The sequence below is a fragment of the Actinacidiphila oryziradicis genome (assembly GCF_005047355.1).
Taxonomy (GTDB): Bacteria; Actinomycetota; Actinomycetes; order Streptomycetales; family Streptomycetaceae; genus Actinacidiphila; species Actinacidiphila oryziradicis.
This window is the reverse complement of the sequence record NZ_SUMC01000058.1, coordinates 1-24,545: the sequence shown is the minus strand read 5'-3', so window position 1 is coordinate 24,545 and position 24,545 is coordinate 1. Positions and strand designations below refer to the sequence as shown.

The 24,545-nt window shown below is 71.2% G+C and carries 21 protein-coding genes, 1 tRNA gene and 2 pseudogenes; 11 read left to right on the top strand and 13 right to left on the bottom strand.

Annotation, left to right across the window (positions count from 1 at the left end):
- The first annotated feature begins 69 nt into the window (after positions 1-69).
- Genes FCI23_RS37505 through FCI23_RS37495 form a run of 3 tightly spaced genes read left to right on the top strand, consistent with a single transcriptional unit; the run spans position 70 to position 3,094 of the window.
- Complete coding sequence (locus FCI23_RS37505; protein WP_136728642.1) at positions 70-1,101, top strand: ABC transporter substrate-binding protein; 1,032 nt, start codon at positions 70-72, stop codon at positions 1,099-1,101.
- A 57-nt stretch (positions 1,102-1,158) separates the two neighbouring features.
- Positions 1,159-2,265 (top strand): FAD-dependent oxidoreductase, encoded by a 1,107-nt coding sequence (locus FCI23_RS37500; protein ID WP_246144457.1) that lies wholly within the window; start codon positions 1,159-1,161, stop codon positions 2,263-2,265.
- Between the two features lie 40 nt (positions 2,266-2,305).
- Positions 2,306-3,094, top strand: coding sequence for a GNAT family N-acetyltransferase (locus tag FCI23_RS37495; protein ID WP_136728666.1), 789 nt, complete (start codon positions 2,306-2,308; stop codon positions 3,092-3,094).
- A gap of 19 nt (positions 3,095-3,113) precedes the next feature.
- Here FCI23_RS37495 and FCI23_RS57010 read toward each other — a convergent pair whose 3' ends face one another.
- Entirely contained in the window at positions 3,114-3,470 is a 357-nt protein-coding gene (locus tag FCI23_RS57010; protein WP_169317099.1) for a hypothetical protein, read from the bottom strand.
- Positions 3,471-3,896: 426 nt separating this feature from the next.
- Here FCI23_RS57010 and FCI23_RS37485 point away from each other — a divergent pair, with 426 nt between their 5' ends.
- The 3 genes from FCI23_RS37485 to FCI23_RS37475 all read left to right on the top strand — a co-directional run bounded on the left by FCI23_RS37485 (position 3,897) and on the right by FCI23_RS37475 (position 7,495).
- Positions 3,897-4,355 (top strand): hypothetical protein, encoded by a 459-nt coding sequence (locus tag FCI23_RS37485; protein ID WP_136728641.1) that lies wholly within the window; start codon positions 3,897-3,899, stop codon positions 4,353-4,355.
- 145 nt (positions 4,356-4,500) lie between these two features.
- Entirely contained in the window at positions 4,501-6,525 is a 2,025-nt protein-coding gene (locus tag FCI23_RS37480) for a heavy metal translocating P-type ATPase (protein ID WP_246144455.1), read from the top strand.
- Between the two features lie 604 nt (positions 6,526-7,129).
- On the top strand, positions 7,130-7,495 hold the full coding sequence (locus tag FCI23_RS37475; RefSeq protein WP_136728640.1) for an ArsR/SmtB family transcription factor: 366 nt from the start codon (positions 7,130-7,132) through the stop codon (positions 7,493-7,495).
- A gap of 405 nt (positions 7,496-7,900) precedes the next feature.
- Here the strand turns inward: FCI23_RS37475 and FCI23_RS37470 are convergent, their stop codons facing one another.
- Together FCI23_RS37470 and FCI23_RS60625 are read right to left on the bottom strand one after the other, a co-directional pair.
- Positions 7,901-8,770: an ATP-grasp domain-containing protein gene (locus tag FCI23_RS37470; RefSeq protein ID WP_246144462.1), complete on the bottom strand. Its 870-nt coding sequence runs from the start codon at positions 8,768-8,770 to the stop codon at positions 7,901-7,903.
- Positions 8,771-8,796: 26 nt separating this feature from the next.
- Positions 8,797-9,036 (bottom strand): hypothetical protein, encoded by a 240-nt coding sequence (locus tag FCI23_RS60625; RefSeq protein ID WP_136728638.1) that lies wholly within the window; start codon positions 9,034-9,036, stop codon positions 8,797-8,799.
- Positions 9,037-9,855: 819 nt separating this feature from the next.
- On the opposite strand from FCI23_RS60625, the gene FCI23_RS37455 reads away from it, so the two are divergent.
- The gene (locus FCI23_RS37455) at positions 9,856-11,256 is read left to right on the top strand and encodes an MFS transporter (RefSeq protein ID WP_136728637.1); all 1,401 of its coding nucleotides are present in this window, start codon (positions 9,856-9,858) and stop codon (positions 11,254-11,256) included.
- Between the two features lie 116 nt (positions 11,257-11,372).
- Here FCI23_RS37455 and FCI23_RS64085 read toward each other — a convergent pair whose 3' ends face one another.
- The 6 genes and pseudogenes from FCI23_RS64085 to fdh all read right to left on the bottom strand — a co-directional run bounded on the left by FCI23_RS64085 (position 11,373) and on the right by fdh (position 17,749).
- A complete protein-coding gene (locus tag FCI23_RS64085) occupies positions 11,373-11,549 on the bottom strand; it encodes a tyrosine-type recombinase/integrase (protein ID WP_407646084.1) in 177 nt (58 codons plus the stop codon).
- Positions 11,550-11,707: 158 nt separating this feature from the next.
- A pseudogene (locus tag FCI23_RS64080) lies at positions 11,708-11,860 on the bottom strand (site-specific integrase); the annotation flags it as partial.
- Positions 11,861-12,043: 183 nt separating this feature from the next.
- A complete protein-coding gene (locus tag FCI23_RS37445; RefSeq protein WP_136728635.1) occupies positions 12,044-12,307 on the bottom strand; it encodes a hypothetical protein in 264 nt (87 codons plus the stop codon).
- An 83-nt stretch (positions 12,308-12,390) separates the two neighbouring features.
- Positions 12,391-13,446: an NrfD/PsrC family molybdoenzyme membrane anchor subunit gene (nrfD, locus tag FCI23_RS37440; protein WP_136728634.1), complete on the bottom strand. Its 1,056-nt coding sequence runs from the start codon at positions 13,444-13,446 to the stop codon at positions 12,391-12,393.
- The gene (locus FCI23_RS37435; protein ID WP_136728633.1) at positions 13,443-14,462 is read right to left on the bottom strand and encodes a 4Fe-4S dicluster domain-containing protein; all 1,020 of its coding nucleotides are present in this window, start codon (positions 14,460-14,462) and stop codon (positions 13,443-13,445) included. Before FCI23_RS37435 ends, nrfD begins: the two co-directional genes overlap by 4 nt.
- The gene (gene fdh / locus FCI23_RS37430) at positions 14,459-17,749 is read right to left on the bottom strand and encodes a formate dehydrogenase (protein WP_246144454.1); all 3,291 of its coding nucleotides are present in this window, start codon (positions 17,747-17,749) and stop codon (positions 14,459-14,461) included. Before fdh ends, FCI23_RS37435 begins: the two co-directional genes overlap by 4 nt.
- Positions 17,750-18,249: 500 nt before the next feature.
- Here fdh and selA point away from each other — a divergent pair, with 500 nt between their 5' ends.
- Both selA and selB read left to right on the top strand, forming a co-directional pair.
- On the top strand, positions 18,250-19,635 hold the full coding sequence (selA, locus tag FCI23_RS37420) for an L-seryl-tRNA(Sec) selenium transferase (RefSeq protein ID WP_136728630.1): 1,386 nt from the start codon (positions 18,250-18,252) through the stop codon (positions 19,633-19,635).
- Positions 19,636-19,641: 6 nt separating this feature from the next.
- Positions 19,642-21,387 (top strand): annotated as a pseudogene (gene selB, locus FCI23_RS37415) (selenocysteine-specific translation elongation factor); the annotation flags it as partial.
- 34 nt (positions 21,388-21,421) lie between these two features.
- Here the strand turns inward: selB and FCI23_RS37410 are convergent.
- Positions 21,422-21,515: transfer RNA gene (locus FCI23_RS37410), tRNA-Sec, on the bottom strand.
- 147 nt (positions 21,516-21,662) lie between these two features.
- Between FCI23_RS37410 and selD the strand changes: the two genes are divergently transcribed.
- Complete coding sequence (gene selD, locus FCI23_RS37405; RefSeq protein WP_136728629.1) at positions 21,663-22,694, top strand: selenide, water dikinase SelD; 1,032 nt, start codon at positions 21,663-21,665, stop codon at positions 22,692-22,694.
- A gap of 350 nt (positions 22,695-23,044) precedes the next feature.
- On the top strand, positions 23,045-23,200 hold the full coding sequence (locus FCI23_RS57005) for a hypothetical protein (protein WP_169317098.1): 156 nt from the start codon (positions 23,045-23,047) through the stop codon (positions 23,198-23,200).
- Here the strand turns inward: FCI23_RS57005 and FCI23_RS58545 are convergent.
- The 3 genes from FCI23_RS58545 to FCI23_RS37390 are packed head-to-tail and all read right to left on the bottom strand — an operon-like array spanning position 23,184 to position 23,865.
- Positions 23,184-23,351 carry a PIN domain-containing protein gene (locus FCI23_RS58545; RefSeq protein WP_211265622.1) on the bottom strand — a complete coding sequence of 56 codons (168 nt, stop codon included), beginning with the start codon at positions 23,349-23,351 and terminating at the stop codon, positions 23,184-23,186. The two genes, FCI23_RS57005 and FCI23_RS58545, sit on opposite strands and share 17 nt — an antisense overlap.
- A gap of 5 nt (positions 23,352-23,356) precedes the next feature.
- Positions 23,357-23,596, bottom strand: a complete 240-nt coding sequence (locus tag FCI23_RS58540) for a PIN domain-containing protein (RefSeq protein WP_211265621.1) — start codon at positions 23,594-23,596, stop codon at positions 23,357-23,359.
- Entirely contained in the window at positions 23,593-23,865 is a 273-nt protein-coding gene (locus FCI23_RS37390) for a hypothetical protein (protein ID WP_246144453.1), read from the bottom strand. The genes FCI23_RS58540 and FCI23_RS37390 overlap by 4 nt, the downstream gene beginning before the upstream one ends.
- Between the last annotated feature and the right edge of the window lie 680 nt (positions 23,866-24,545).

The following is a 24,545-nucleotide window of genomic DNA, read 5'->3' as shown; positions in this document are numbered from 1 at the left end:
CTCCCCGTTGTATGAGTTGTCCCCGCCTGGCCCCCCGCACCACCCACACCACCGAACAAGGACACAGCCATGCCCGGCACCCGTTTCCGCAGCAGACTCACCCGCAGCCTCATCACCGGCACCGCCGTTACCGCCCTCGCCGCCGGGCTCGCCGCCTGCGGAAGCAACAGCGGCTCGTCCACCTCCTCCGCCGGCAACGCGCCGGCGACCGGGACCGTGACCGTCGGCGCTCTGTCCAACGGTGCCGCCCAGCAGACCGACCTCAAGGTCTCCGAGGTGGCGTCCATCAACGCCGAGCTTCCGGCGTCGGTGGCCAAGAGCGGCGAGCTGGTCATCGGCGTCGGCGCCCTGCCCGCCGGCTTCCCGCCGCTGGCCTACATCGGCAGCGACCAGAAGACCCTTACCGGTGCGGAACCCGACTTCGGCCGCCTGGTCGCCGCCGTCCTCGGGCTCAAGCCGGTGGTGACAAACTCGACCTGGGAGAACCTCTTCGTCGGCATCGACAGTGGCAAGACCGACGTCGGCTTCTCGAACATCACCGACACCGAGGAGCGCAAGAAGAAGTACGAGTTCGCCTCCTACCGGCAGGACAACCTGGCGTTCGCGGTCCCGAAGTCCAGCACCTGGAACTTCAACGGCGACTACGAGAACCTGGCGGGCAAGACGGTCGCGGTGAGCGCCGGTACCAACCAGGAGAAGATCCTGCTCGAATGGCAGACGAAGCTCAAGGCCGAGGGCAAGAAGCTGACCGTCAAGTACTACCCGGACAACAACGGTGTCTACCTGGCGCTGTCCAGCGGGAAGATCGACGCGTATTTCGGCCCCAACCCCGGCATCGCTTACCACGTCACACAGGACGCCAAGACGACCAACCCGACCCGCAACGCCGGCAAGTTCTCCGGCGCGGGCGCATCCCTGCAGGGACTCATCGCCGCCACCTCGAAGAAGGGCAGTGGGCTGGCCAAGCCGGTCGCCGACGCCATCAACTACCTGATCAAGAACGGTCAGTACGCGAAGTGGCTGGCCGCCTGGAACCTGTCCAACGAGGCCGTCAGCACCTCTCAGGTCAACCCGCCCGGCCTGCCCATCACCAACTCCTGATCACCTCCTGATAACCCGTCACATCCCCGTCCGCCGCATTGAGAGGACTCCGCCCCCGTGCCGTCACGTCACATCGTTGTCGTCGGAGGCGGGGTCATGGGTTCCTCCGCCGCCTGGCACCTGGCCTCACGCGGCGAACAGGTGACCGTCTTCGAGCAGTTCCCGCCCGGTCACGACCGGGGCAGCTCGCACGGCAGCTCGCGGATCTTCCGGCTGGCCTACCCCGATCCGTTCTACATCTCCCTGGCGGTGCGGGCCCTGCCGCTGTGGCATCGCCTTGAGGAGGAGACCGGACGACGGGTGCTGGAACGGACCGGCGCCCTGGACCACGGTCCGGCCACCGCGACCTCGGCGCTCCACGACGCCCTGCGCGCGGCCGGCCGGCCGTCGGAACTCCTCACCCCGCCGCAGGCCGCCGAGCGCTGGCCGGGGCTGAGGGCCGACACGACCGCGCTGTTCCACCCCGAGGCCGGCAGGCTGCACGCCGATCACGCGGTCGCGGCGTTCCAGCAGGCCGCCCGGCAGGGCGGCGCCCGCATCCGGCACGGCGTCAAGGTGACCCGGCTGTCGGTGCGCGGCGAGCGCGCCGAGGTCGTGACCGAGGGCGAGGAAGCGGTCATCGCCGACGCGGTCGTCGTCGCGGTCGGCGGCTGGGCACCGAGCCGGCTGTCCGGACTCGTACCCGGCCTGCCGCCGATGCGGGTCACCCAGGAGCAGCCCGTGCACTTCCCGGCACCGGACGCCCTCGGCTGGCCGAGTTTCATCCACCACCCCGGGGCCGGGCTCCCGGCCGACAGCGGCGGAATCTACGGACTCGGCAGCGACGACGGCGTCAAAGTCGGCTTCCACGGTGTCGGGCCTGTCGTCGATCCGGACCACCGGGACCGGACCGCCGACCCCCGTGCGCTCGGCCGGGTCCAGCAGTACGCCTCCCGCTGGCTGCCCGGCGTCGACCACACGGCCCCGGCAGCGACCACTTGCCTGTACACCACCACCCCCGACCACAACTTCGTCATCGACCGTGCGGGGCCCCTGACCGTACTGGCCGGCTTCTCCGGACACGGTTTCAAGTTCGCCTCGGTCATCGGGGCACTCGCCGCCGACCTCGTCGGCGGCGCCTCGGCGCCCAGTCGGTTCGCACTCGGGCCGCCACGCGCAAGCTGACCCCCAACCCGGAACCCCACGGATGGAGATCCGCACCACCATGTCCACCAGCGTCCACCCGCCCCAGCACCAGCCGCTCCCTGAGCCTCAGCCTCAGACCCAGACCCAGGGCACCGCCGGCGCGCCGCACATCCTCGACAACCCGGCCTGGGCCGCTCTCACCGGTCCGCACTCCCGGTTCGCCGAGCGTGTCGGCCTCGCCGCCCGTTATCCCACGGACGTCTCCCCGTTCACCGCCCTCGCCGATTCGGCCGATCCCCGCGCTTGGGACGACCTCGTCACCCTCGTCGGACCGGATACCCTCACCCCGGTCAGCGGCGCGACGGAACTCCCCGACGGTTGGGAGACCGTCGAGAAAGGACAGGGCGTCCAACTGGTCGACACGGCCCTGCGCGCCGAACCCGACCCCGAAGCGGTCCGCCTCACCCCAGGCGACGTTCCCGAGATCCTGGACCTGATCGCCCGCACCAAACCGGGCCCCTTCCTGCCCCGCACCATCGAACTCGGCACCTACCTCGGCATCCGGCGCGACGGCCGGCTCATCGCCATGGCCGGCGAACGCCTCCACCCGCCCGGGTGGACCGAGATCAGCGCCGTCTGCACCGACCCTGACCACCGGAGCCAGGGCCTCGCCACCCGGCTGGTCCGCGCCGTCGCTGCGGGCATCCGAGACCGCGGTGACACCCCGTTCATGCACGCCTCCGCCGCCAACACCGGCGCCATCCGCCTCTACGAGTCAATCGGCTTCACCCTGCGCCGGCGCTCGGCGTTCCTGCTGGTCCGCACCCCAGCCGGCCGACCGGCCGCCGCGGACCGAAGCCGAGCCTGACGGCTACCGCACCCGGTGGTCAATCCTGCCGGTCGAGTTGGTAGTCGGGCACGCCGACAGGCCGGCCGTAGGCAACGGCCTCGGCCTGGCCGGCGTCGTCCCCGCGCCCGTAGCGGAAGACCTCCTCCGCGAACACCCATGGAAAGGACAGCAGCCTCCGGGCCGTCTTGTACAGCAAGGACATGATCACGCGGACGTGAGTCCCGGTGGACCAACCACACCCGGTCCACTGCTGCCATGACTTTTCGAGCGGCACAGAGTCGGGTGAGTAGTTCGTCGACGGCCAGCCGATCGGCCTGTCCATCATCGAGGCGCTGGGCACGTTGTACGTCGCTCGGGCCACGTTCAGCGACGCCGTGGGCTCATCGAAGATCACCACGGCTGACGCTCGGGTGGGCTTGCCCTCCCCCGACGGCCCGACCAGAGCGGTACGCGCCCGCGGGGATCCGGCAGGTAACGGCGTCCAAGAGCACGGAGCCGCTGCGCGGCACGGTCACCTGTTCCAGGGCGACCACCGAGGGTGCGCCGGTCTGCATCGGGTCGCCGACCTCCGTAAGCGGAACGCTTATTCAGCCACGGTTACATTGGCGCGGATAGGGTTCCGTGCCTGCCGGGGCGCATGATCCCCACGTGGTGATCGTCCCCTGGGTCTCGCCGGCTCGCCGCTCGCGCCGACCTGGTGCGGCATACCGCTGGCGCTGTCGCGGCCGCCCAGAACACCAGCAGCAGCCACGATGCCAACCGTGAACCTCACCGTTCATCTACCTTCGCATAAACGAAGATAGGCATGTATGGTGACGGGGTGCCTACCAGACATGTGACGGTGACGGTCTGCCGTGGCTGCTGCTGCGGCAGCAGCGTCAAACATCCGGACGTCGACCACGACGGCACCCTCACCGTGCTCACCCACGCGGTGGAGAGTTCGCGGTGCGGGGTGGTACGGGTCGTGAACTGCCTCGATGAGTGCGAGCGCTCCGACGTCGTGGCGGTACGCCGGCGGCAGCCTGCCGGTGCGGAGGTCATCTGGCTGGGTCCGCTCAACGCCCCACTGGACGTGGCCGTGCTGGGCGACTGGCTTCGGCGCGGCGCGGTGGATGACCTTCCGGCACGCCTGGCTCCCATGGTGTTCACCAAGCGCCCGCCCCGTCCGCCGATCGCGGTCCGTCACGAACGCGGCGAGGAGGAGAGCCTGGTGTGCCCGGCGCTCCGCCCGGCGCTGGAGCGCGCGCAGGCGGCGGACGAACCCGACGTCGCGCAATAACACAGTCCTAGCCCGGTTCCTCATCCGGGTTGCTGCGGGCATCGGCGCCGGCAGCCGACCTGCGCCCTGCCCAGGTCGTCGACGCCAGGTCGAGTACTCGGGCCGGCCGCGAGTCCCGATTTTCATACGTACGACGCTTGGAGTGATGACAATGGTGGCTACCCCTGGCCCCACGGCTACGGCCGAACCCCGGCCCACCGCGCCTCCGGCCGCCGCCTACGGCGCGGCCCCGCGTGCGGCGGTCGTACGCGCACGCCGCACCCGGCTGTGGGCGCTGCCGGAGGTGCGGTGGGCGAGCGCGTCGACCGTGCTGTTCGGCCTCGGGATCGCGGCGGAGTTCGGCGGGGCACCGGCCTGGCTGTGGTGGACGCTGTATCTGGCCTGCTACGTGGCCGGCGGCTGGGAGCCGGCGTGGGCGGGGTGGGAGGCGCTGCGGGAGAAGAGCCTGGACGTCGACCTGTTGATGGTGGTGGCCGCGATCGGGGCGGCGGCGATCGGGCAGGTGCTCGACGGCGGCCTGCTGATCGTCATCTTCGCCACCTCGGGCGCGTTGGAGGCGTTCGCCACGCAGCGGACCGCGGACTCGGTGCGCGGCCTGCTGGACCTCGCGCCCGAGCAGGCCGTCCGGGTGAGTGCTTCCGGGGACGAGGAGGTCGTGGACACCGCGCTGCTGGTCGTCGGCGACGAGATCCTGGTACGGCCGGGTGAGCGGATCGGTGCCGACGGCGAGGTCGTCGACGGTGCCAGCGATGTGGACCAGGCGACGATCACCGGCGAGCCGATGCCGGTGCCGAAACTGACCGGTGACGAGGTGTTCGCCGGGACCCTGAACGGTGCGGGTGCGCTGCGGGTACGGGTGGACCGGCCGGCGGCGGACTCGGTGGTGGCGCGGATCGTGGCGCTGGTGGAACAGGCGAGCGCCACGAAGGCGCCCACCCAGTTGTTCATCGAAAAGGTCGAGCAGCGGTACTCCGTCGGTGTCGTGGTCGCCACGCTGCTGGTGTTCTTTATCCCCCTCGGTTTCGGTGAGGATTTGCAGGCGGCGCTGCTGCGGGCGATGACGTTCATGATCGTGGCGTCGCCGTGCGCGGTGGTGCTGGCCACCATGCCGCCGCTGTTGTCGGCGATCGCCAATGCCGGGCGGCACGGTGTGCTGGTGAAGTCGGCCGTCGTGATGGAGCAGGTGGGCGCCACCGACCGGGTGGCGTTCGACAAGACCGGCACTCTGACCGAGGGCACCCCGCGGGTGGCCGAGGTCCGGGTTCTGCCGGAGTCAGAGCTCGATGAGGAGCGGGTGCTGCGGCTGGCGGCCGGTGCTGAGCACCGCTCGGAGCATCCGCTGGCGCGCGCCGTCGTGGCGGCGGCCACGGAGCAGGGGGTGGAGCCGGGCCGGGTGGATGAGTTCACCTCCACGCCGGGCCGGGGCGTCACCGCGAAGGTCGACGGGCACGTGGTCCAGGTCGGCAGCCCCGCCCACCACGTCCCCGAGGGCGATGCGGCCCATGCCGTGGCGGAGTTGGAGGAAGCCGGGCGTACGGCGGTGGTCGTGGTCGTCGACGGCACCCCGGTCGCGGTCTTGGGGATCGCCGACCGGCTACGGGCGGGCGCCGCCGAGACGGTGGCGCGGGTCCGGGAGCTGACCGGCGCCGCGCCGGTGCTGCTCACCGGGGACAACGCCCGCGCCGCGCAGCGCCTGGCCGCCGAGGTCGGCATCCAGGACGTACGGGCCGGGCTGCTGCCGCAGGACAAGGTCGCCGCGGTCCGCGAACTGGAAGCCGCCGGACGCAAGACCCTGGTGGTCGGCGACGGTGTCAACGACGCCCCGGCGCTGGCCGCCGCCCACATGGGCGTGGCGATGGGCCTGGCCGGTTCCGACCTGGCGCTGGAGACCGCCGACGCGGTCGTGGTGCGCGACGAACTGGCCACGATCCCGGCCGTGGTGGCGCTGTCCCGGCGGGCCCGCAGCTTCGTGGTCGCCAACCTCGTGATCGCTTCGGTGTTCATCACGGTCCTGATCCTGTGGGACCTGATCGGTCACCTGCCACTGCCGCTGGGCGTGGCCGGGCACGAGGGCTCCACGGTCATCGTCGGCCTCAACGGGCTCCGGCTGCTACGCGTTACCGCCTGGCGCCGCGGCATGCCGCAGCCCGCCGCCGGAGGCGCCCGGTGAGCCGCCGCAGCCCTCGCCCCAATGCCGGGGCGGGGGCAGCACCGCCCACGTCAGCGGCTGGGCCGACCCCCGCGTACGGAGCACCTCATGACGACGCCGGACCGACTTCGGTGCCCCGCGGACACCGGAGCGGCCGCTGCCGGTCGGCCCGCGCCGGGGAACATCCGGCCCGCCGCCCCGACGGCCAGATGTACCGCAGACCGTCCCGCGCGCCGGGACCGGCCGGCGCGGACCGCAGATGGGGGGATCATATGAGCAGCACCGTAACCGACCGCGTCGAGCCTGCCGCCGCGCGCCGTATGCGGCGGCGCACCCTCGCTCGGTCGCTGACCGGGACCGCCGCCGGACGCATCGGCCTGCTGTGCGCCCTACCTGCAGGTCCTGTGCCACCGCGTCGTGGAATTCCACGACGGAGAACTCCGCGAACGCTACGGTGACCGGCACCCCTCGTCGCTACCCTCACCCGCACCCTCCGCAAGCCGGGAAGACCGAGCCGATCCCCCCACCGCAGGCACCCCAGCTGCCGCACCGCACCTGTCCGGTGCGGCGCCCGCATGATGACTCCCCCTGCCATCCGCCGTGATCCGAGTGTTACAATCTTCCTATGCATGCAGATATTGAAGGTTTCCACGTGCCGGAGGCCGAGGTCATCGAGCAGGCATGTGATGTTCTGCGCATTCTCAGCGACCCCACCCGGATGCGGCTGCTCTACGCGCTGGCGCAGGGCGAGTCGAACGTGGCCTGTCTCGCCGAGATCGTCGGCGCGAACCCGACCGCCGTCAGCCAGCACCTGTCCAAACTGCGCCTGTCCGGCATCGTCAAGGCCCGCCGGCAGGGAACGTTCATGTACTACACCGTGGTCGACCCCACCGTCCACGACGTCCTCCACACCCTCCTCGGCCAACTGGGACCGCAGACCGGCGAAGCAGCCACCGAGCACGCCAAAGCAATCGCCGCAGTCCCCTCCTAGAAGGCCCGGCCTGGAGCCGACCGGCCAGCCGCCAGCGGCAGGCAGACCGCTCGTACCGTCCCGCACCACGGACACACCCGGGGTCGTATCCGGCTCCCCGATCCGTGCCTCAACCTCACGCGATGCGATACGCGCGATGAGCCCGGCCGGAGACGGCGCGCCTGATCACGCGCACACAGGGGCCACCGCGCGGCACTGTTCCGGCAAGCCATCCCCGTCCTCGGCAGCCCCCGCCTCTACCCGGTGTCGGCACACCCACCGGGCAGGCACGCATCCAGGGGGCGATACCGCCTGCGGTCCCCCGCCGGGTCTGTCGCATCGACCGTGTGTCGACCTCAACGTGCGTCGTCGAGGTCCAAGTCCTCCCTCTCCTAGCCGCCCAGTGCTTGTGCGGACTGTTGGTCTTCACACCGTGAGCAACGGGGTGATGAGTGTGGTGGGGTCGGTTGCGGCGGGCAGGTCGCTGACCTGGCCGTCGCCGACCTCGATGACCCGCCAGGTGCCGTCTGTGCGCTGGGCGAGGTCGGTGGTGACGAACCGGCAGCCCAGTGCGCTCACCGGAAGCCTGATGCCGTCGAGGGCGGGCTGCGGCCGTAGGTCCGGAGTGTCGGGGTGGGCGGTGGTCAGCACCGGTTCGCCGTCGAGCCACCACACCCTGGCTTCGCCTGCCGCCCGCTGGAGCGGTTCGAAGGCGCGCAGCACGATGCCGCCCGCCAGTGTGTCCTGCTGGAGTTCGACGAAGCGGGAGACGACGCGGTGCACGGCGGTGGTGTCGGCGAGGTCGGGCAGGTAGCAGGCCTGGTCCCAGTCGTGCTTGCGGGACTTGACGAAGTCCTTGACGATCCCGGGCCCGGCGGGAAGGTTCGCGGCGACTGCGGCCAGTACCCCGGGGGCGGGCGCTCCGTGCGGGGCGCAGGCGACCCAGGCGCTGGGCGGGGTGACGTCGGCGAACGTGCCGTACCAGCCGGGTAGTTCATGCGCGGTCCGGTACATCGGCGGGTCGGTGAGCAGGCGGGTGCCGCGCGCGGCCAGGGCCGTGTCCAGGTCCGCGTAGGCCGCCGCCGGGATCATCCAGCCCCGGTACCACGCCGGCCCAAGGTCCTGGGGCACGCGGCGAACGGCCTCGTCGGCGCGGCCGGCGAGCAGGGCATCATGGTCGATCAGCGCCACCGCTGTCCCGGCGAGTCGGGCGGCGGCGGCCTGCGGGGTGAAGTGCGGGTCACAGCGGGTGGGGCGCAGCGGGTCGGCGCACAGCAGCAAGGAGGCGGTCACCAGCCCACCGTAGAGGCGGGCGGGTCTCGCTACGGTGAGAATTTCCGGCGCCCGTGCGGAGCGGCCTCCCGCTCGGCGAGCCAGTCCAGGTACCAGGTGCGGAAGTCGGCGGCGGGGCTGATCCCGCCGTCCGATCCGCGGTCGTCCAACCACACCTGGCCGCGCCCCGGTCCGGTGACGACAAGCCGGAAGACGGCACCGCAGCCGAAGTGGCACAGGGCCATCGAGCCGGCGATCCAGCGGTCGTCGAAGTACCCTTCCTCCTCCATCCAGGTGGGCGAGGGCCGGCTGGAGTTGGGGTTCCAGTCCTGGGTGTGCGGAAAGGGCGTCAGCGGACGTTATGACCCGGCGGTTACCGTCGGACATGTGCGGGACGGATACCGCAGTACGGGCGACCATGGCGTCCTGCCCCATGGCACCTACGCCGTCCCTGTGGCAACAGCAGGGCGCCGCCGGGCGATTGGTCCGTCGGCTGCTCGCGCCGCGGCAGCACCGGTCCGGCCACGTCGGCTGCGGAGCGGGCCGTGACCCGATTGGCGGGGGATCGCCATCACCGGGCGCACGACCCGACCCGCTGACTCTTGCGACATACGGCTTCTCGGGGCGGTTGCCATATAGCTGCGGTCACCATCGTGAAGCAGGGAAATATATGGTCCGATCACGTGTGCCGCGTGTCACGCCGTTCCTACCGTGTCCTTGATGGAGAGCAGCCAAAGACCCGGTAAGGGCTGGGTCGACGACACCGATCCGCACGACGCCGCCGACCGCGTACCAGCCAGTACTCGGTTCTTGGCCGAGCGGACAGCCATGCTCACCGGAGCCGCCAGCGGCATGGGGCGGCCCCGCGCGACGGCTCTCGCAGCCGCCGGGGCTGCCGTCCTTGTGGTGGACCGGGCGGCCTCCCAGGCTTCAGAGCCCCGGCGGGCGGGTGCCCGGACAGCTCCGCCCGCCGGTTTGTCCCACCCGAAGCGAACTCCCCCGCCCCGTTGACCGGATCCGCTCGCCCGTCCCGCGACATCCTCGTCCCCCGACATCCCCGAGCCGGGGCAGCCCTCAGTACCCATCCGCAACCCGAGACGGTGACAACAATGGCCAGCGCTCACACCGCCGTGACCGGCCCACCCAGCTCCGCCGAACCCAGTGCCCTGCGCAAGGTGGTCGCGGCCAGTCTCATCGGCACCACCATCGAGTGGTACGACTACTTCCTCTACGGTTCCGCCGCCGCACTGGTCTTCGGCCACGTCTTCTTCCCGAAGTCCGACCCGTTGACGGGCACCCTGCTCTCCTTCCTCACCTACGCCATTGGCTTCGCCGCGCGCCCGCTGGGCGCCCTGGTCTTCGGCCACTTCGGCGACCGCATCGGCCGTAAGAAGCTCCTGGTGGTCAGCCTGCTGATGATGGGCTGCGCCACTGCGTTGATCGGCTGTGTGCCCGGCTACAACTCCATCGGGATCCTCGCGCCGATCCTGCTGACCACCCTGCGCGTCATCCAGGGCTTCGCGCTCGGCGGCGAGTGGGGCGGGGCGGTACTCCTCGTCTCCGAGCACGGCGACGCCAAGCGGCGCGGATTCTGGGCCTCTTGGCCGCAGAACGGCGCCCCCGCCGGCAACCTGCTCGCTGTCGGCATTCTCTCCCTGATGACGACTTTCCAGAGCGATGCCGCTTTCGTCGCGTGGGGCTGGCGGATTCCCTTTCTGCTCTCCGCTGCCCTGGTCGGCATCGGCCTGTGGATCCGCCTCACCGTCGACGAGTCCCCGATCTTCAAGGAGGCCCTGGCCAAGTCCGAGCAGCGTAAGGCCGCGCAGAAGGCCGAGCAGCCGCCGCTGCTCGCGGTACTGCGCCACCACTGGCGCGACGTCCTGGTCGCCATGGGTGCCCGGATGGCCGAGAACATCTCGTACTACGTGATCACCACCTTTGTCCTCGCCTACTGTGTCGGCCATCTGAAACTCAGGGAGCAGACGGCACTCAACGCGGTGCTCATCGGCTCGGCCATCCAGTTCTGCCTCATCCCGGTGTTCGGCGCGCTGTCGGACCGGGTCGGCCGCAAGCCGGTCTACCTGGCGGGGGCTGTAGGAGTCGGCGCGTGGGCGTGGGCGTTCTTCGCCCTGTTGAACACCAGGTCCTTCCCTTCGCTCGTCCTCGCCGTTACGGTCGGTCTGGTCTTCCACAGCGCGATGTACGCACCGCAGGCGGCCTTCTTCTCCGAGTTGTTCGCCACCCGCATGCGCTACTCGGGAGCCTCCATCGGCGCCCAGTTCGCCTCCGTGGCGGCGGGAGCGCCGGCCCCGCTGATCGCCACGGCACTGCTGTCCTCTTACGGGAACACCACCCCGATCTCGGTGTACGTGACTCTTGCCGCCGTGCTCACCGTGATCGCCCTGTTGGCCGCGAAGGAGACCCGCGGCCGCGACCTGGCCGACATCTCCGCGACCGACGACGGAGCGGCGCTGCCGAGCACGGGAGAGACTGTCGCGACATCCGCCTGAGATCATGCGGGTAGTGGAGGGGCGGGTTATCCCGCCCCTCCACCTGGTGTCGGCGCGATGTGCCGCGGTGAGCACCGTGTCGATGGTGTCGACGGCCTCCCGGGCGGCCTGGCGGGTCAGGTGCCCGTAAATGTTCGCGGTCGTGACAGCGTGGAGTGCCGCAGCATCTTGGAGACCACGGTCAGCGGGACGCCGACGGTGATCGTGAGGGTGGCGGCGAGGTGCCGCAGCTCGTGCACCGTGATGCGCGGCACGCCTGCCTCTTCGGACAGGTGGCGGAAGCGGTCCAGCACCCGCTGGGGCCGCAGCGGCCGACCATCGGGGCGGCAGAAACGTCGTCTGCACGGCCGGCCGGGTCCAGGGGCTGGCCTGCTGCAAGGGCCTGGTGCTGGAGTGCGGCGGTGACACGGGGTGACAGGGCGACCCAGTTCTTGCTGCTGCGGGTTTTCGGTGAGGTCAGCACCACGCGGTTGTTGTCGATCGCTGACAGCGTGTATCGGACGTACAGCACCTGTTCGGGAAGGTGGACGTCCTTCCAGTGCAGGCCGAGGGCCTCGCCTTTGCGCATTCCGGTGCCGATCAGGACCTCGCACAGGTCGGCCATGAACGGGTCCGCCCGGTGGCAGTGGCGCAGGAAGCGGGCTGCTTGTTCCGGGGTCCAGATGCGGCGCTCGGCGGCCGGTGGCCGAGGCAGCACGCTGGGCCGGGCCGGGTTATGAGCCAGCCGACGCTGACGGACGGCGTCACCGAGCGCGCTGAGGGTGAGGCTGCCGGGCCGCAAGGGGGGTCAGCCCGGGCGGCGGGCTGGCGCGGAGTGGGGTCGCTCGGTGGCGAACAGCGGGACGTCGAGGGCGGCTGCCGCCAGCGCGGTCAGGCCGAAGAGGACCAGCGCGGTGGAAAAGCCGAGGAGCAGGGCGGCCTGGACCGCGATACCGCCGAACAGCCAGCCCAGCACGCGCCCACGCTGCGCGAACGGCACCAGGTCGCCGACCAGGGCCAGCGCGATGGGCACCAGCCCGGAGGCGCCGTCGCGGCGGCAGCCCATCCTCATCGTCCAAGGTGGCCGCGACTACCAGGTAACCGTGGCCGGCGATCTTTCCAGTTGGCAGGCCGCCCTCGACGGGAGGCCCAACGTCACGATCCGCGTCGCTCGCTGTCTGCGGCCTCCAGGCGTTCACGCTGCGGCACCACGACGTAGGCGGGATCCTTTGTGGACGCGACCCCCGCTTCGAACGTGCCGAAGCGCTGCAGGGCGCTGCCGGCGAGCAGGGCGAGCCCGGCTGCGGCTGCGGCCAGTCGGCTGCGCCGGGCGACGGACACCGCGGCGACCGCTCCGCCCAGTGTGAGGTATTCCGACGCCCGGCGCAGATGGTGCGCTCGCCCGGTGGTGTACGCCTTGGTCACTAGGCCGGGGCGCCGGTCGATCAGCCGTGACGCGAGGAGTTCCGCCGCCGCCCCGGCCGCGCCGAGTCGACGAGCAGGGCCCGCCTCGGCGACCGGCGCCAGCAGCATCCCCAGGCCGCCACCGCTGGCTGCTGCGGACCCGGTGAACACGAACGGCAGTTCCTTGTGGGCCTCATGCCAGGCCGGCGCGGCCGTCTGGGAGAGCAGCACCGCGGTGTAGGAGGCGAGCCCTGGGGCGAGGGCGGCCGCGGACAACCCGGCCGGGCGCGCGGCCATCCGCAGCAGCCGGCCGGGCAGGGTGGCGCGCAGGGAGGCGGGCAGCAGTTCGGCCGTGGCCGCCAGGCCGTTGCCGGGCCCGTAGGCCACGAGGATCCAGGTGCCGACGGACATCGGCGAGCTTGGCTTGGCGACCCGCAGCATGTGGTGGAACCGCTCGGGCCGGCCCAGGTCCGCGATCAGCAGGTACATGCTGGCCACCAGGGCGCCGAAGCTGCCCAGGCGGCTCGCCCGGCGAAGGGCCGGGCGCCCGGTCAGGTCGGCGCCGGCCGCGAGCAGGGCCGCGCCGGCCGACAGCCCGCCGGTGAACAGGTACGCCGGGACCTTCCACTCCCATACCGGCGGCTTCAGCACTGGCCGGCCGTAGTAGGAGCCGAACTCCGCGCGCGGCACGGCGGACCGCTCGCGGCTCCCGTCGTCGTCCCGGCCAGAGCCGAACGTGCGCGCCCGGATGTCGGCCGCCCCCGTGTCGCTGGGCGGCTCCCGCAGGATTCCGTCGTCTTCGGTCATCGCTGGCCTCCGCCCAGGAAAACCGCGGCCGAGGCGGCAAGCAGGGCCGAGGCGGCCACGCCCGCGTGCTTCCACATCGAGGGCAGGTCACGTGTGGGCACGACCGGGTCCGGCGGCAGCCCGTACACCTCCGGCTCGTCCAGCAGCAGGAAGAACGCGCCGTCGCCGCCCACCCCGTCATCGGGGTCGTGGCCGTACAGCCGGGCCTCGCCCACCCCCGCCTCGTGCAGCTGCTCCAGCCGCTGGCCGGCCCGCTCCCGTAGCTCGTCCAGCGGGCCGAACTGGATGGAGTTCGTCGGACAGGCTTTCGCGCAGGCTGGTTCCAGGTCGCCGCGCAGCCGGTCGTAGCACATGGTGCATTTCCAGGCCCGCCCGTCGTCGGGCCGCCGGTCGATCACCCCGTAGGGGCAGCCAGATACGCAGTAGCCGCAGCCGTTGCAGATGTCTTCCTGCACCACCACGGTGCCGAACTCGGTGCGGAACAGGGCCCCGGTGGGGCAGACATCGAGGCATCCGGCGTGTGTGCAGTGCTTGCACACGTCGGAGGACATCAGCCAGCGGAAGTCCGTGCGGGTCTCCGCGCCGGTGCCGGCGCCGGGCGGCTCGAAGGAGGGGAACCCGAGGTGCACCGGGGCGGTGCCCAGATCACCACCGCCTCGTTCGGAATCAGCAAGAGCGTCGGCCACCACTGCGGCCGCGGCATCGGTGCTGGAGGGGCCGGTGGGAAGGCCGGACAGGCCCGCGTCCTGCCGGCCCAGCGGGCGTTCCTGCTCGATGAAGGCGACGTGCCGCCAGGAGTTCGCGCCGAGACTGCCGGTGTTGTCGAACGACATGCCCAGCAGGTCGAGGCCGTCCTCGGGCACGTTGTTCCATTCCTTGCAGGCCACCTCGCACGCCTTGCAGCCGATGCAGACGGAGGTGTCGGTGAAGAAGCCCACCCGGGGCGGGTGGTCGCGGTGGCCGGCGTCGGCGGCGGGATCGCCGAGCGGCCCGTAGAAGCTGTGCTCGTGCGTCATTGTGGTCCCTCCGGTGGGCCCGGTTCGGTGTGGGCCGGCTTGTTGCCTTCGCCGGCCGTCACGATGCGGGTGCCGGTTTCCGGTGTGATCCCGGCCCGGCGGCGGTAGTCCTGGATGTAATCCAGCAAGGCGGGACCCCTCGGCCGGCGCCCGGGCCGGACGTCGCAGGTCAGCACCTTGCTCTCCTGAATGAACACGTTCGGATCGACCACCACGCCGATCAGGTCGTTGACCACGTCCCCGGTGGTCAGCCCGGTGTGCCCCCAGTGGTAGGGCATCCAGACCTGGTGGACGATCCGGCCGTCGACCCGGAGCGGCGCCATCCGGTCGGTGACGACCACCCGGGCCTCCACCGCGGTCCGGCTGGTGATCACGTGTCCCCAGTCCAGATGCCGCAGGCCGCGTTCGGCCGCAAGTTCCGGTGACACCTCCACGAACAGCTCGGGCTGAAGCTCCGACAGGTACGGAAGTTGACGGCTCATGCCGCCTGCGGTGTGGTGCTCGGTGAGCCGCGCCGCGGTGAACACGTAGGGGAACACCTCGCTGTGCCCCTCGGGCGGAGCGGGGTTGGACGGGTTGTCCGGACGCCCGTACACCTTCCGCACCGGGTTGCCCTGCTGGCCGTAGAGGACGTTGCGCATGGGCGACTCGTGCGGCTCGTAATGGGTGGGCAGCGGGCCGTCCGCCAGCCCGGCCGGGGCGAACAGCCACCCCTTCCCATCGGACATCATGATGAACGGGTCGTCGCCGCGCAGCGCCTCCGGCCCTGTTGCCCCGTGGGGCGGCCGGTAAGCGGGCGGCTTGTTCTTCTCGAAGTCCGGGGTGTCGAGCCCGGTCCACTCACTGCGCTGCTCGTCCCACCAGATGAGGGCCTTCCGCTCGCTCCAGGGCCGTCCCTGCGGGTCGGCCGAGGCGCGGTTGTAGAGCACGCGCCGGTTCAGCGGCCAGGTCCAGCCCCACTCCGCCTCGTACGGTCCCTGCTCGAAGCGGGACTTCCGGCGCCGGGCCTGGTTGATTTCGTCGGCGTACACCCCGCTGTAGATCCAGCAGCCGCAGGACGTGCTGCCGTCGGCTTTGAGGTCGGGGTAACCGCTGACCGCCCGCCCGGTGCGCAGGTCGATCCCATTGATGTGGCGCAGCACGTCCGCGGCGGACGGCTCGTCACCCTCGGTCCGGTAGTCCCAGGCCAGATCGAGGATGGGGCGGTCGCGCTCGTCGGCCGAGCCGGCCAGCCTCTCCTTGAGCCGCCGGCCGAGGTGGAGGAAGAACCACAGCTCCGACCGCTGGTCACCGGCCGGCTCGACGGCCTGGTCCCGCCATTGCAGCATCCGCTGGGTCTGCGTGAAGGTGCCGGACTTCTCCACATGCGAGGCGGCGGGGAAGAAGAACACCTCTGTGCGGCAGCGCTCGGTGACGATCTCGCCAGTCTCGATCTCAGGGCCGTCCTTCCAGAACGTGGCACTTTCGATCATGGTGAGGTCGCGGACGACCAGCCAGTCGAGGTTGGCCATGCCCAGGCGCTGCAGGCGGCCGTGCGCCGAGCCGACCGCGGGATTCTGGCCGAGCAGGAAGTAGCCGAAGACTTTCCCGTCGATCATGTCCATCGCGGTGCGGTAGGTGCCGTGGTCGCCGTTGATCCGCGGCAGGTAGTCGAAGCAGTAGTCGTTCTCCGCTGTCGCCGCCTCGCCCCAGTACTCCTTGAGCAGCGAGATCATATAGGCGTCGGCATTATTCCAAAATCCCTTCCGGTTGCGGCTGCAGATGTCGTGCAGATAGGCGGCCAGGCTCTCGTGGGTGGTGTCCGGCATCGGCAGGTAGCCGGGCAGCAGGTTGAACAGGGTCGGGATGTCCGTGGAGCCCTGGATGCTGGCGTGCCCGCGCAGTGCGTAGATCCCGCCGCCGGGACGGCCGATGTTGCCCAGCAGAAGCTGGATGATCGACCCGGCTCGGATGTACTGGGCGCCGACGGAGTGCTGGGTCCAGCCGACGCTGTACACCAGCCCGGCGGTGCGCTCCCGGCCGGAGTTCGCCGTCCAGGCGTGGCACACGTCCAGAAACAGATTCTGGGGTACTCCGCAGATCTGCTCCACCATCTCCGGGGTGTAGCGGGCGAAGTGCCGCTTGAGCACCTGGAACACGCAGCGGGGATGCTCCAGGGTGGGATCGGCCGCGATCTCGTCGGCGTACCCTTCGACGTCCGGGCCGCTGGCGCCGTGCCGGTACGGCGCGGACTCCTCCTTCGCGCGGCGGCCCGGTCGCTGCTCCACCTCGATGCTCTCGTACGACCAGCTCGACGCGTCGTACGCAGCGGTGCGCGGGTCGTACCCGCTGAACAGCCCGTCCAGGTCCTCGGTGTCCTGGTACTGCTCGTCGAGCAGGAACGGCGCGTTGGTGTACGCCTGCACGTACTCCCGGAAATCCAGGTTGTTGGACAGGATGTAGTTGATCACACCGCCGAGGAAGGCGATGTCGGTGCCGGCCCGCAGCGTGACGTGCTGGTCGGCCAGCGCACTGGTGCGGGTGAACCGCGGGTCGATGTGGATGACCCGCGCGCCGCGCGCCTTGGCCTCCATCACCCACTGGAACCCGACCGGATGGGCTTCGGCCATGTTCGAGCCCATGATGACGATGCAGTCGGAGTTGGCCAGATCCTGCTGGAAGTCGGTGGCGCCGCCGCGCCCGAACGAGGCTCCCAGACCGGGAACCGTGGCGGAGTGTCAAATACGCGCCTGGTTCTCGATCTGCAGCGCGCCCAGGGACGTGAACAGCTTCTTGATCAGGTAGTTTTCCTCGTTGTCCAGTGTGGCGCCGCCGAGGCTGGCGAAGCCCATGGTGCGCCGCAGCGTGTTCCCGGCCCCGTCGGTGTCCTGCCAGCCCTTCCGCCGCGCGTCCAGCACCCGGTCGGCCACCATGTCCATGGCCGTTTCCAGGTCCAGTTCCTGCCACGCGGTGCCGTAGGGCGGCCGGTAGAGCACCTTCTGCTCACGCTGCGGGCCGGTGACGAGTTGCTTGCTGGCCGAGCCCTTCGGGCACAGGCGGCCGCGCGAGATCGGGCTGTCCGGGTTGCCCTCGATCTGGATGACCTGCTCGTCTTTCACGTAGACGCGCTGCGCGCAGCCCACCGCACAGTAGGGGCAGATGGAGTCCGCCACCCGGTCGGCGGTGTCCGTCCGGGGCACCAGGCCCGCCGAGCGTGCGGACTCGGCCGCCTTGCCCCGCCCCAGGCGGTCGATCCCTGTGAGCTGCCGGTATATCGGCCATGTTCCGATCCACCGTTTCACGCCCATCCGCCTGCTCCTCCGTGCAGTGGCATGTACCTGTACTCAACGCTACTGGTCAGCTAGCCTTCCGCAAGTTCGGGGAACTCCTCTTGCACCGGCACATCACCCCGTCCACGGCCGCCCTCGCCGCTATCCGGGCACACGAACTGCCCAAGGGGGGGTCCGCAGCCCGACACGACGGCCTGATACCCCTGTCCGTCGCGGAGATCCGCCGCCTCATCCACCTGGTTTTCCACCCCCGCCGCCTCACTCCCATCCACCATCTGCACTGGTCATCGTGGCGACGACGCAGCCAGACCCGCGCCCGCCACAGCCGCTACAACGCCGAGCCCAGGCCCCATGACTGTGCTTGCGGTATCAAGGGTTCGCCGGTAGTCCATCCGGGTACCGGCACACGGCTCGCAGCTGTCCGGTACGCGCTGCTGCAGCGCGTACCGGATGATGCTGCGCAAGGCCAGGACGGACCGGCCGCACTTCCCCATCCCGCACTCCTCGGGAGGCCACCCATGGATCACCAGGACGGACCGACGACGTTGCGAGGGCGCCCGGAGGCGGGCAGCACCGCGAGAGGCACAGGGTCCGGCGGGGACCCGCGGCGTCACATTGTCCGGACTGACGCGGTGCTCGGTGATCCCCGGCTTGTGACCGCTGTCGAGCGGCTGGGGCCCGATCTGGTGAAGTCGGTCGTCGGGGGGGCTCAGGAGCGGGCGCGGGCCGGTGAGATCCCCGGCGCGTCCGTTGCCGACGCGGCGGTGGCGGCCCTGCCGGAGACCGCGGCCGGTCTGCGTCCGGTCATCAACGCGACCGGGGTACTCCTGCATACGAACCTGGGTCGGGCGTCGCTGTCCGGGGCCGCCCAGGAGGCGGTGCTCGCTGCCTGCGGGCACACCGACGTCGAACTGGACCTGGCCACCGGGGCGCGGTCCCGACGTGGCCGGACGGCGCTGGCGGCTCTGCTTGAGCGGGTACCGGCTGCGGAGGCGGCTCACGTGGTGAACAACGGTGCGGCGGCTCTGGTCCTGGCCGCGACGGCGTTGGCGGCCGGGAAGGAGATCATCGTCAGCAGGGGCGAGATGGTGGAGATCGGCGACGGCTTCCGCCTCCCGGACCTGCTGGTGTCGACCGGAGCTCGGCTGCGCGAGGTGGGTACCACCAACAGGACCGTTGCCGGGGACTACGCGCAGGCGGTCGGCCCGGACACCGGATTTCTGCTGAAGGTCCACCCGTCCAACTTCCGCGTCACCGGATTCACCAGCTCGGCGAGCGTCGCCGAGCTGTCCGGACTCGGTGTCCCGGTCGTCGCCGACATCGGGTCCGGTCTCCTGCGACCGGACCCGATGTTGCCCGGCGAGCCGGACGCCACCAGCTGGCTGCGTGCCGGCGCCTCCCTCGTGACCGCCAGCGGCGACAAGCTCCTCGGCGGACCGCAATGCGGCATCGTCCTCGGGCAGGCGGAGTACGTGCGGCGGCTGAACCGTCATCCGCTGGCCCGCGCGTTGCGGGTGGACAAGCTGACGCTTGCCGCTCTGGAGGCCACGGTGCGCGGCCCCGCGACACCCACGCACGCGGCACTGCACGCCGACGTGCGTGCCTTGCGGGAACGAGCCGAGCGACTCGCCGCCGAGTTGTGCGATACGGGACTTGACGCACGAGCAGTGGACAGCGAGGCAGCGGTCGGCGGTGGGGGCGCTCCGGGCGTCACGCTGCCCAGCGCGGCCTTGTCGCTGCCCGCGCCGTATGCCGCGCGGTTGCGGTGTGCGACGCCCGCCGTGATGGGCCGCGTCGAAGGCGGACGATGCCTGCTCGACCTGCGTGCGGTGCCTCGCGAACTCGACCAGGCGGTTGTGGCGGCCGTCCGGTCGGTCGCCCCGACCGCTGGTCTGGGGAGGTGAGCGGAGATGCACGTCGTCGCCACAGCCGGGCACGTCGACCATGGAAAGTCCACGCTGGTCCGTGCCCTCACCGGCATGGAGCCGGACCGCTGGGCGGAAGAACGCCGACGCGGACTCACCCTGGACCTCGGATTCGCGTGGACGCGGCTGTCGCCCGGCGGGGAGCAGGTGACCTTCGTGGACGTACCCGGCCACGAACGGCTGGTGGGGAACATGCTGGCAGGCGTCGGCCCCGTGCCGGCCGTGCTGCTGGTGGTCGCCGCGGACCAGGGCTGGCAGCCCCAGTCGGAGGAGCACCTCGCGATCCTGGATGCCTTGGGCGTGCGGCACAGCTTGCTCGCTGTCACACGCACCGACCTGGCGGATCCGGGACCCGCACGCGACGAGGCGCTGACCCGGCTCGCCGCCACTTCACTGGGCGGGGCCGAGGCCGTGGCGGTCAGCGCGGTCACCGGCGCAGGACTCGACGAGCTGCGTGGAGCGCTGGTCCGGCTGGTCCATGCGCTGCCCGGCCCCGATACGAACGCCGACGTACGGCTGTGGGTGGACCGTTCCTTCACGGTCCGGGGGCGCGGCACCGTGGTGACGGGAACGCTCGGCGCCGGCGCCCTCCACATCGGCGACCGTCTCACCCTCGCCGGAGACGCGAGTCAACTGAGGGTGCGGGGCCTGCAGACCCTCAAGGAGGACAGGGACGCGGTGAGCGCCGTCGCCCGCGTCGCGGTGAACGTTCACGGAGCCGCCGCAAAGTCCCTCAGGCGCGGCGACGCACTGCTGGCGCCGGGGCGCTGGCTCGCCGCCGACGTGATCGACGTCCGCCTGCGCGGCGACCCGTCGTCCGACCTGCCGCGGCAGCTGACCCTGCATGCCGGCTCCGCCGCCGTCCCGGTCACCGTGCGGCCGCTGGGCCAGGACACCGCACGCCTGTCGCTGGCCCGGCCGCTGCCGCTGCGCATCGGCGACACCGCGATGCTGCGGGACCCGGGACGGCATCGGGTCCCGGCCGGCGTCACCGTCCTCGACGTCCGTCCGCCGCGGCTGACCCGGCGCGGCGCGGCCGCGGCCCGTGCCCGCGAACTGGCGGCCATGACCGGCACTCCGGACGGCGGGGACGAGTTGCGCCGCCGCGGCCTGATCCATCGGGAGGAACTGCTCGCCATGGGCGTGCCGGACCCTGTGGAGCCCGTGACCGCGGACTGGCTCGCCGACCCGGACCACTGGGCGGAGCTGGGCCGCCGACTGGTGACGGCCGTCGAGACCCACGCGGCCGCGCACCCCATGGACCCCGGCATGCCAGTCGAGGCCGCGCGGCGAGCCCTGGGCCTGCCCGACCGCAGGCTCGTCGAGGCGCTGATGGCCACCGGTGAGAAGACCCTGCTGCGGCAGCGGGACGGCAGGCTCTACGGCAGCGCCGCCGGGCCCGAGCTCCCACCGCACGTTCGGGCAGCGGTCGACGCCGTGCGCCGCGAATTGGCCGGTGCGCCTTTCCGGGCTCCGGAAGCCGACCGTCTGGCCGAACTCGGCCTGACACCGAAACTCCTCGCCGCCGCGGCGGCAGCCGGCGCCGTGCTGAAGATCACGGACGGAGTCGTACTGCTGCCGGAAGCCGACGCGCGGGCGGCCGAGGTCCTCGCCCGGCTGGAGCAGCCCTTCACCGTCAGCGAGGCCCGCCGGGCCCTGGACACCACCCGGCGGGTCGCGGTACCGCTGCTGGAGTACCTGGACAAGCGGGGCTGGACCGTCCGGGTGGACGACACCCGGCGGCGCTGCCAGGCTCAGCAGCCCAGCGGAGGCGGACGGGAATCGAACCCGCCTGTCCGAGATCCTCGGACACCTCGGTTTTGAAGACCGGGAGGGCCACCAGGCACCCCTACGCCTCCACGCCAGGCGTGCGCGTACCGACAGACGAGCGGCAAACCCGGGCGGACCCTCATCGAACCGCGGCAGCCCGGCCCGCCGGCCCAAGCCCATCGGCGTGTCGCGGAAACCGTCCCCGGACGGACGAGAAGAACGGAGAAGGAAACAGGATGAATCTCGCCAGGAGGTCCCGAGTGGAACCCGTCCGCCTGACCCAGTACGCGCGCGGCGGCGGCTGCGCGTGCAAGATCCCACCCGGCGAACTGGAGGATGTGGTAGCGGGCTTGACCGGCACGCCGGTGGCCGGCGCCCCCGAATTGCTGGTCGGCCTGGACAGCGGCGACGACGCGGCGGTCGTCCGGTTGCCCGGCGCGAACCCCGGCACTGGGGGCGCTGTTGTGGCAACCGCCGACTTCTTCACACCCGTGGTGGACGATCCGTACGACTGGGGCCGCATCGCCGCCGCCAACGCGCTGTCAGACGTGTACGCCATGGGCGGGCAGCCGGTGGTGGCGGTGAACCTGCTGGCATGGCCTCGTGAGGTGTTGCCGTTCGACCTGGCCAGGGAGGTGCTCCGCGGCGGCCTGGACATCGCCTCCCAGGCAGGCTGCCACGTGGCAGGCGGCCACAGCGTCGACGACGCCGAGCCCAAATACGGGATGGCGGTCACCGGGGTCGCCGATCCGGACCGGCTGCTGCGCAACGACCGCGGCCGGCCGGGAATGCCGCTGTCGCTTACCAAGCCGCTCGGCCTCGGCGTGCTGAACAACCGGCACAAGGCCACGGGCGAGGTGTTCGAGCAAGCGGTGGCGGTCATGACGGAACTCAACCGGGACGCCGCTGCCGCCGCTCTGCGCGCTGGCGCCGTGTGCGCCACGGACGTCACCGGGTTCGGCCTGCTCGGGCATCTCTACAAGCTGGCCCGCGCCTCAGGGGTCACCGCCGTAATCGACGCTGCGGCCGTTCCGTACCTTGACGGCGCTCGGGCAGCGGCCCAGGGCGGCTACGTCAGCGGCGGCACGCGCCGCAACCTGGCCTGGGTTGCTCCGTACACCGACTTCGGCACTGCGGACGAGGAGACACGGCTGCTGCTGGCCGACGCGCAGACCTCCGGCGGGCTGCTCGTGGCAGGCGAGGTTCCCGGCGCGCCGCTCATCGGCGAGCTGGTCCCGGCGCAGGAGCATACGCTCGTGATCCGCTGAGCCTGCCCTGGGCCTGTGCGGGTGCGCTGGACCCGCAGAGTGGGACTTTCCACCCTGATTGCGCAGGTGGGAGGCCCTGGCCTGGCGACGGTCGGGGATGAGCCCGCAGGCTGCGGGACACGGCTCTTGTCGTCCTGATCATCAGGCCGTCGCCTCCAGGGCGGTGTGACCGCCAGTGCGCGGACATACCCCGGGATGCAGCCAGGACCGTGCCCTTCCCGGACTCCGTCCCGGCGACGGGGCCGCGATCTGCACGACCTGCGCCGGCGTCTGGCTGTGGGCGCGCGGGTACCCTCGCCGTACCGGAGAGGTCGCGGTGGCTGTGCTGGGCGGGTCTGGTGTTCTTCGGCTTGGGGGTAGCGCTGTACGGGCTGGCGCTGGCCCGCTTCGACCGGCGCGAGGTGCGTACGGGCGCCGACGACCACTGGATAGCGGGCGGGGCGCTGTCGATCTCCGCGGCCGTCAGTGGCATAGACCATCGGGGTCGAGCTAAGGCAGCAGCGTGAGCGCGGGGACGTGGGAGGGCTTGACGACGCTGAAGTGCCGCCGGTCCAGGGTGGCCACCCGGTCCACGCGGAAGCGTTCGGCCACCGCGATGACCGAGGCGTCGACGCCGCCGAGTGGGAAGTCCGCGTACTGGAGGACCAGCTCACCCATGCGCGTCAGGTCGGCTGGGGTGAGAGGTGGACCAGCTCGAAGGTTCCCCGTGCGACCTGGGCCAGGAACGCTGCCTCGACCTTGGGCCAGCGCTCCAGCAGCCAGCAGACCTCGGTCATGACCGGGCTGGGCAGCAGGCGGCGACCGGTGAGCGACATCAGCAGCGAGGCGCATTCAGCGTGCCGTCGATCGCCCCCGTTCAGTGCTGCTGCCAGGGGGCCGGTGTCCAGGACTGTGGCGATCACGCCGAGTCGCCGAAGCGCTCGCGCATCCGCTCGCGGATGTAATCGTCGTGTCGCTCGCCCAGGTCCGCCGGGCCGTCGATGCTGCCGATCAGGGCCAGCAGCCCCTCCGGGACCGCCTCCGCCTCGGGCGACTGGGCCTCGTGGAGCATCTGAGCGACCTGGGACAGTTCCTCGTCCTGGGTAACGAGCAGACGCAGGCGTCGCACCTGGGTCGGGGTGAGCCGGTCCACCAGGTGGTGCATGTCCTCATAGTCGTATGCAGCGGTCACGCAAGCAGTGTAGGACGGCCGTGCGGCTCTGGTCAGCCCGATCGGCAGGGGTTCACCCCCGCTGGCGAGCACACAGTCGCGCGGGGGTTGGCGGGATCTTGGGCCGGTGTCCTGTCCGTGCTGGGGTCGGGCATGATCAGGGGGCCCTACGCTGGTCGGCAACTCGGTCAGCCTTATGGCCTGACCGCAATGTGATCGAGTGGCCCCCTGGTCTTGCTCGACGCGGGTCCCAGTGCGGGCAGGTGGCTCAAGATGCCGTCGGCCCCCGCCCCAGCCACCGCGGACCCGTTTCCACCCGCGCCGCTGCCTGGCATCTCAGCCAGGGCGAGCCGCCCGCCGACCACGGAAGCGAGCAGGCAATAGCGGCCCTGCCGGAGGCGTCACGGCCACCATCTGCGCTGCGGATGATCCTGCGTCAAAGCCGTTGCCGCGCCGCGAGTTTCCCCGCCATGCTTCCTGCGCGGCAAGGCTGGGGTCGGCAAGCGGTGGCGAAGCCGAAAGCGGCCGGCCCGGGCCCGGCCGCGCGCGACCCGCGATAGCGGGTCGCCTTGATCGCCGAGTAGCCGGGGGCATCGCAGCCCCCGGCCCTCACAGAACCGTGCTTAACAGTCGCCCGTTACACGGCTCTTGTCGTTCTGGTCACCAGACCCGGGGGACGTAGGTGATCCAGGTCCAGTGGG

What these genes read in the sequence shown, in the direction of transcription:
- FCI23_RS37505 (WP_136728642.1), top strand. Translation starts at nt 70, where the DNA reads ATGCCCGGCACCCGTTTCCGCAGCAGACTCACCCGCAGCCTCATCACC.
- FCI23_RS37495 (WP_136728666.1), top strand. Translation starts at nt 2,306, where the DNA reads ATGTCCACCAGCGTCCACCCGCCCCAGCACCAGCCGCTCCCTGAGCCT.
- FCI23_RS37480 (WP_246144455.1), top strand. Translation starts at nt 4,501, where the DNA reads ATGACAATGGTGGCTACCCCTGGCCCCACGGCTACGGCCGAACCCCGG.
- FCI23_RS37475 (WP_136728640.1), top strand. Translation starts at nt 7,130, where the DNA reads ATGCATGCAGATATTGAAGGTTTCCACGTGCCGGAGGCCGAGGTCATC.
- FCI23_RS60625 (WP_136728638.1), bottom strand. Translation starts at nt 9,036, where the DNA reads ATGGAGGAGGAAGGGTACTTCGACGACCGCTGGATCGCCGGCTCGATG.
- FCI23_RS37455 (WP_136728637.1), top strand. Translation starts at nt 9,856, where the DNA reads ATGGCCAGCGCTCACACCGCCGTGACCGGCCCACCCAGCTCCGCCGAA.
- FCI23_RS37445 (WP_136728635.1), bottom strand. Translation starts at nt 12,307, where the DNA reads ATGAGGATGGGCTGCCGCCGCGACGGCGCCTCCGGGCTGGTGCCCATC.
- nrfD (WP_136728634.1), bottom strand. Translation starts at nt 13,446, where the DNA reads ATGACCGAAGACGACGGAATCCTGCGGGAGCCGCCCAGCGACACGGGG.
- FCI23_RS37435 (WP_136728633.1), bottom strand. Translation starts at nt 14,462, where the DNA reads ATGACGCACGAGCACAGCTTCTACGGGCCGCTCGGCGATCCCGCCGCC.
- selA (WP_136728630.1), top strand. Translation starts at nt 18,250, where the DNA reads ATGGATCACCAGGACGGACCGACGACGTTGCGAGGGCGCCCGGAGGCG.
- selD (WP_136728629.1), top strand. Translation starts at nt 21,663, where the DNA reads ATGAATCTCGCCAGGAGGTCCCGAGTGGAACCCGTCCGCCTGACCCAG.
- FCI23_RS58545 (WP_211265622.1), bottom strand. Translation starts at nt 23,351, where the DNA reads ATGGGTGAGCTGGTCCTCCAGTACGCGGACTTCCCACTCGGCGGCGTC.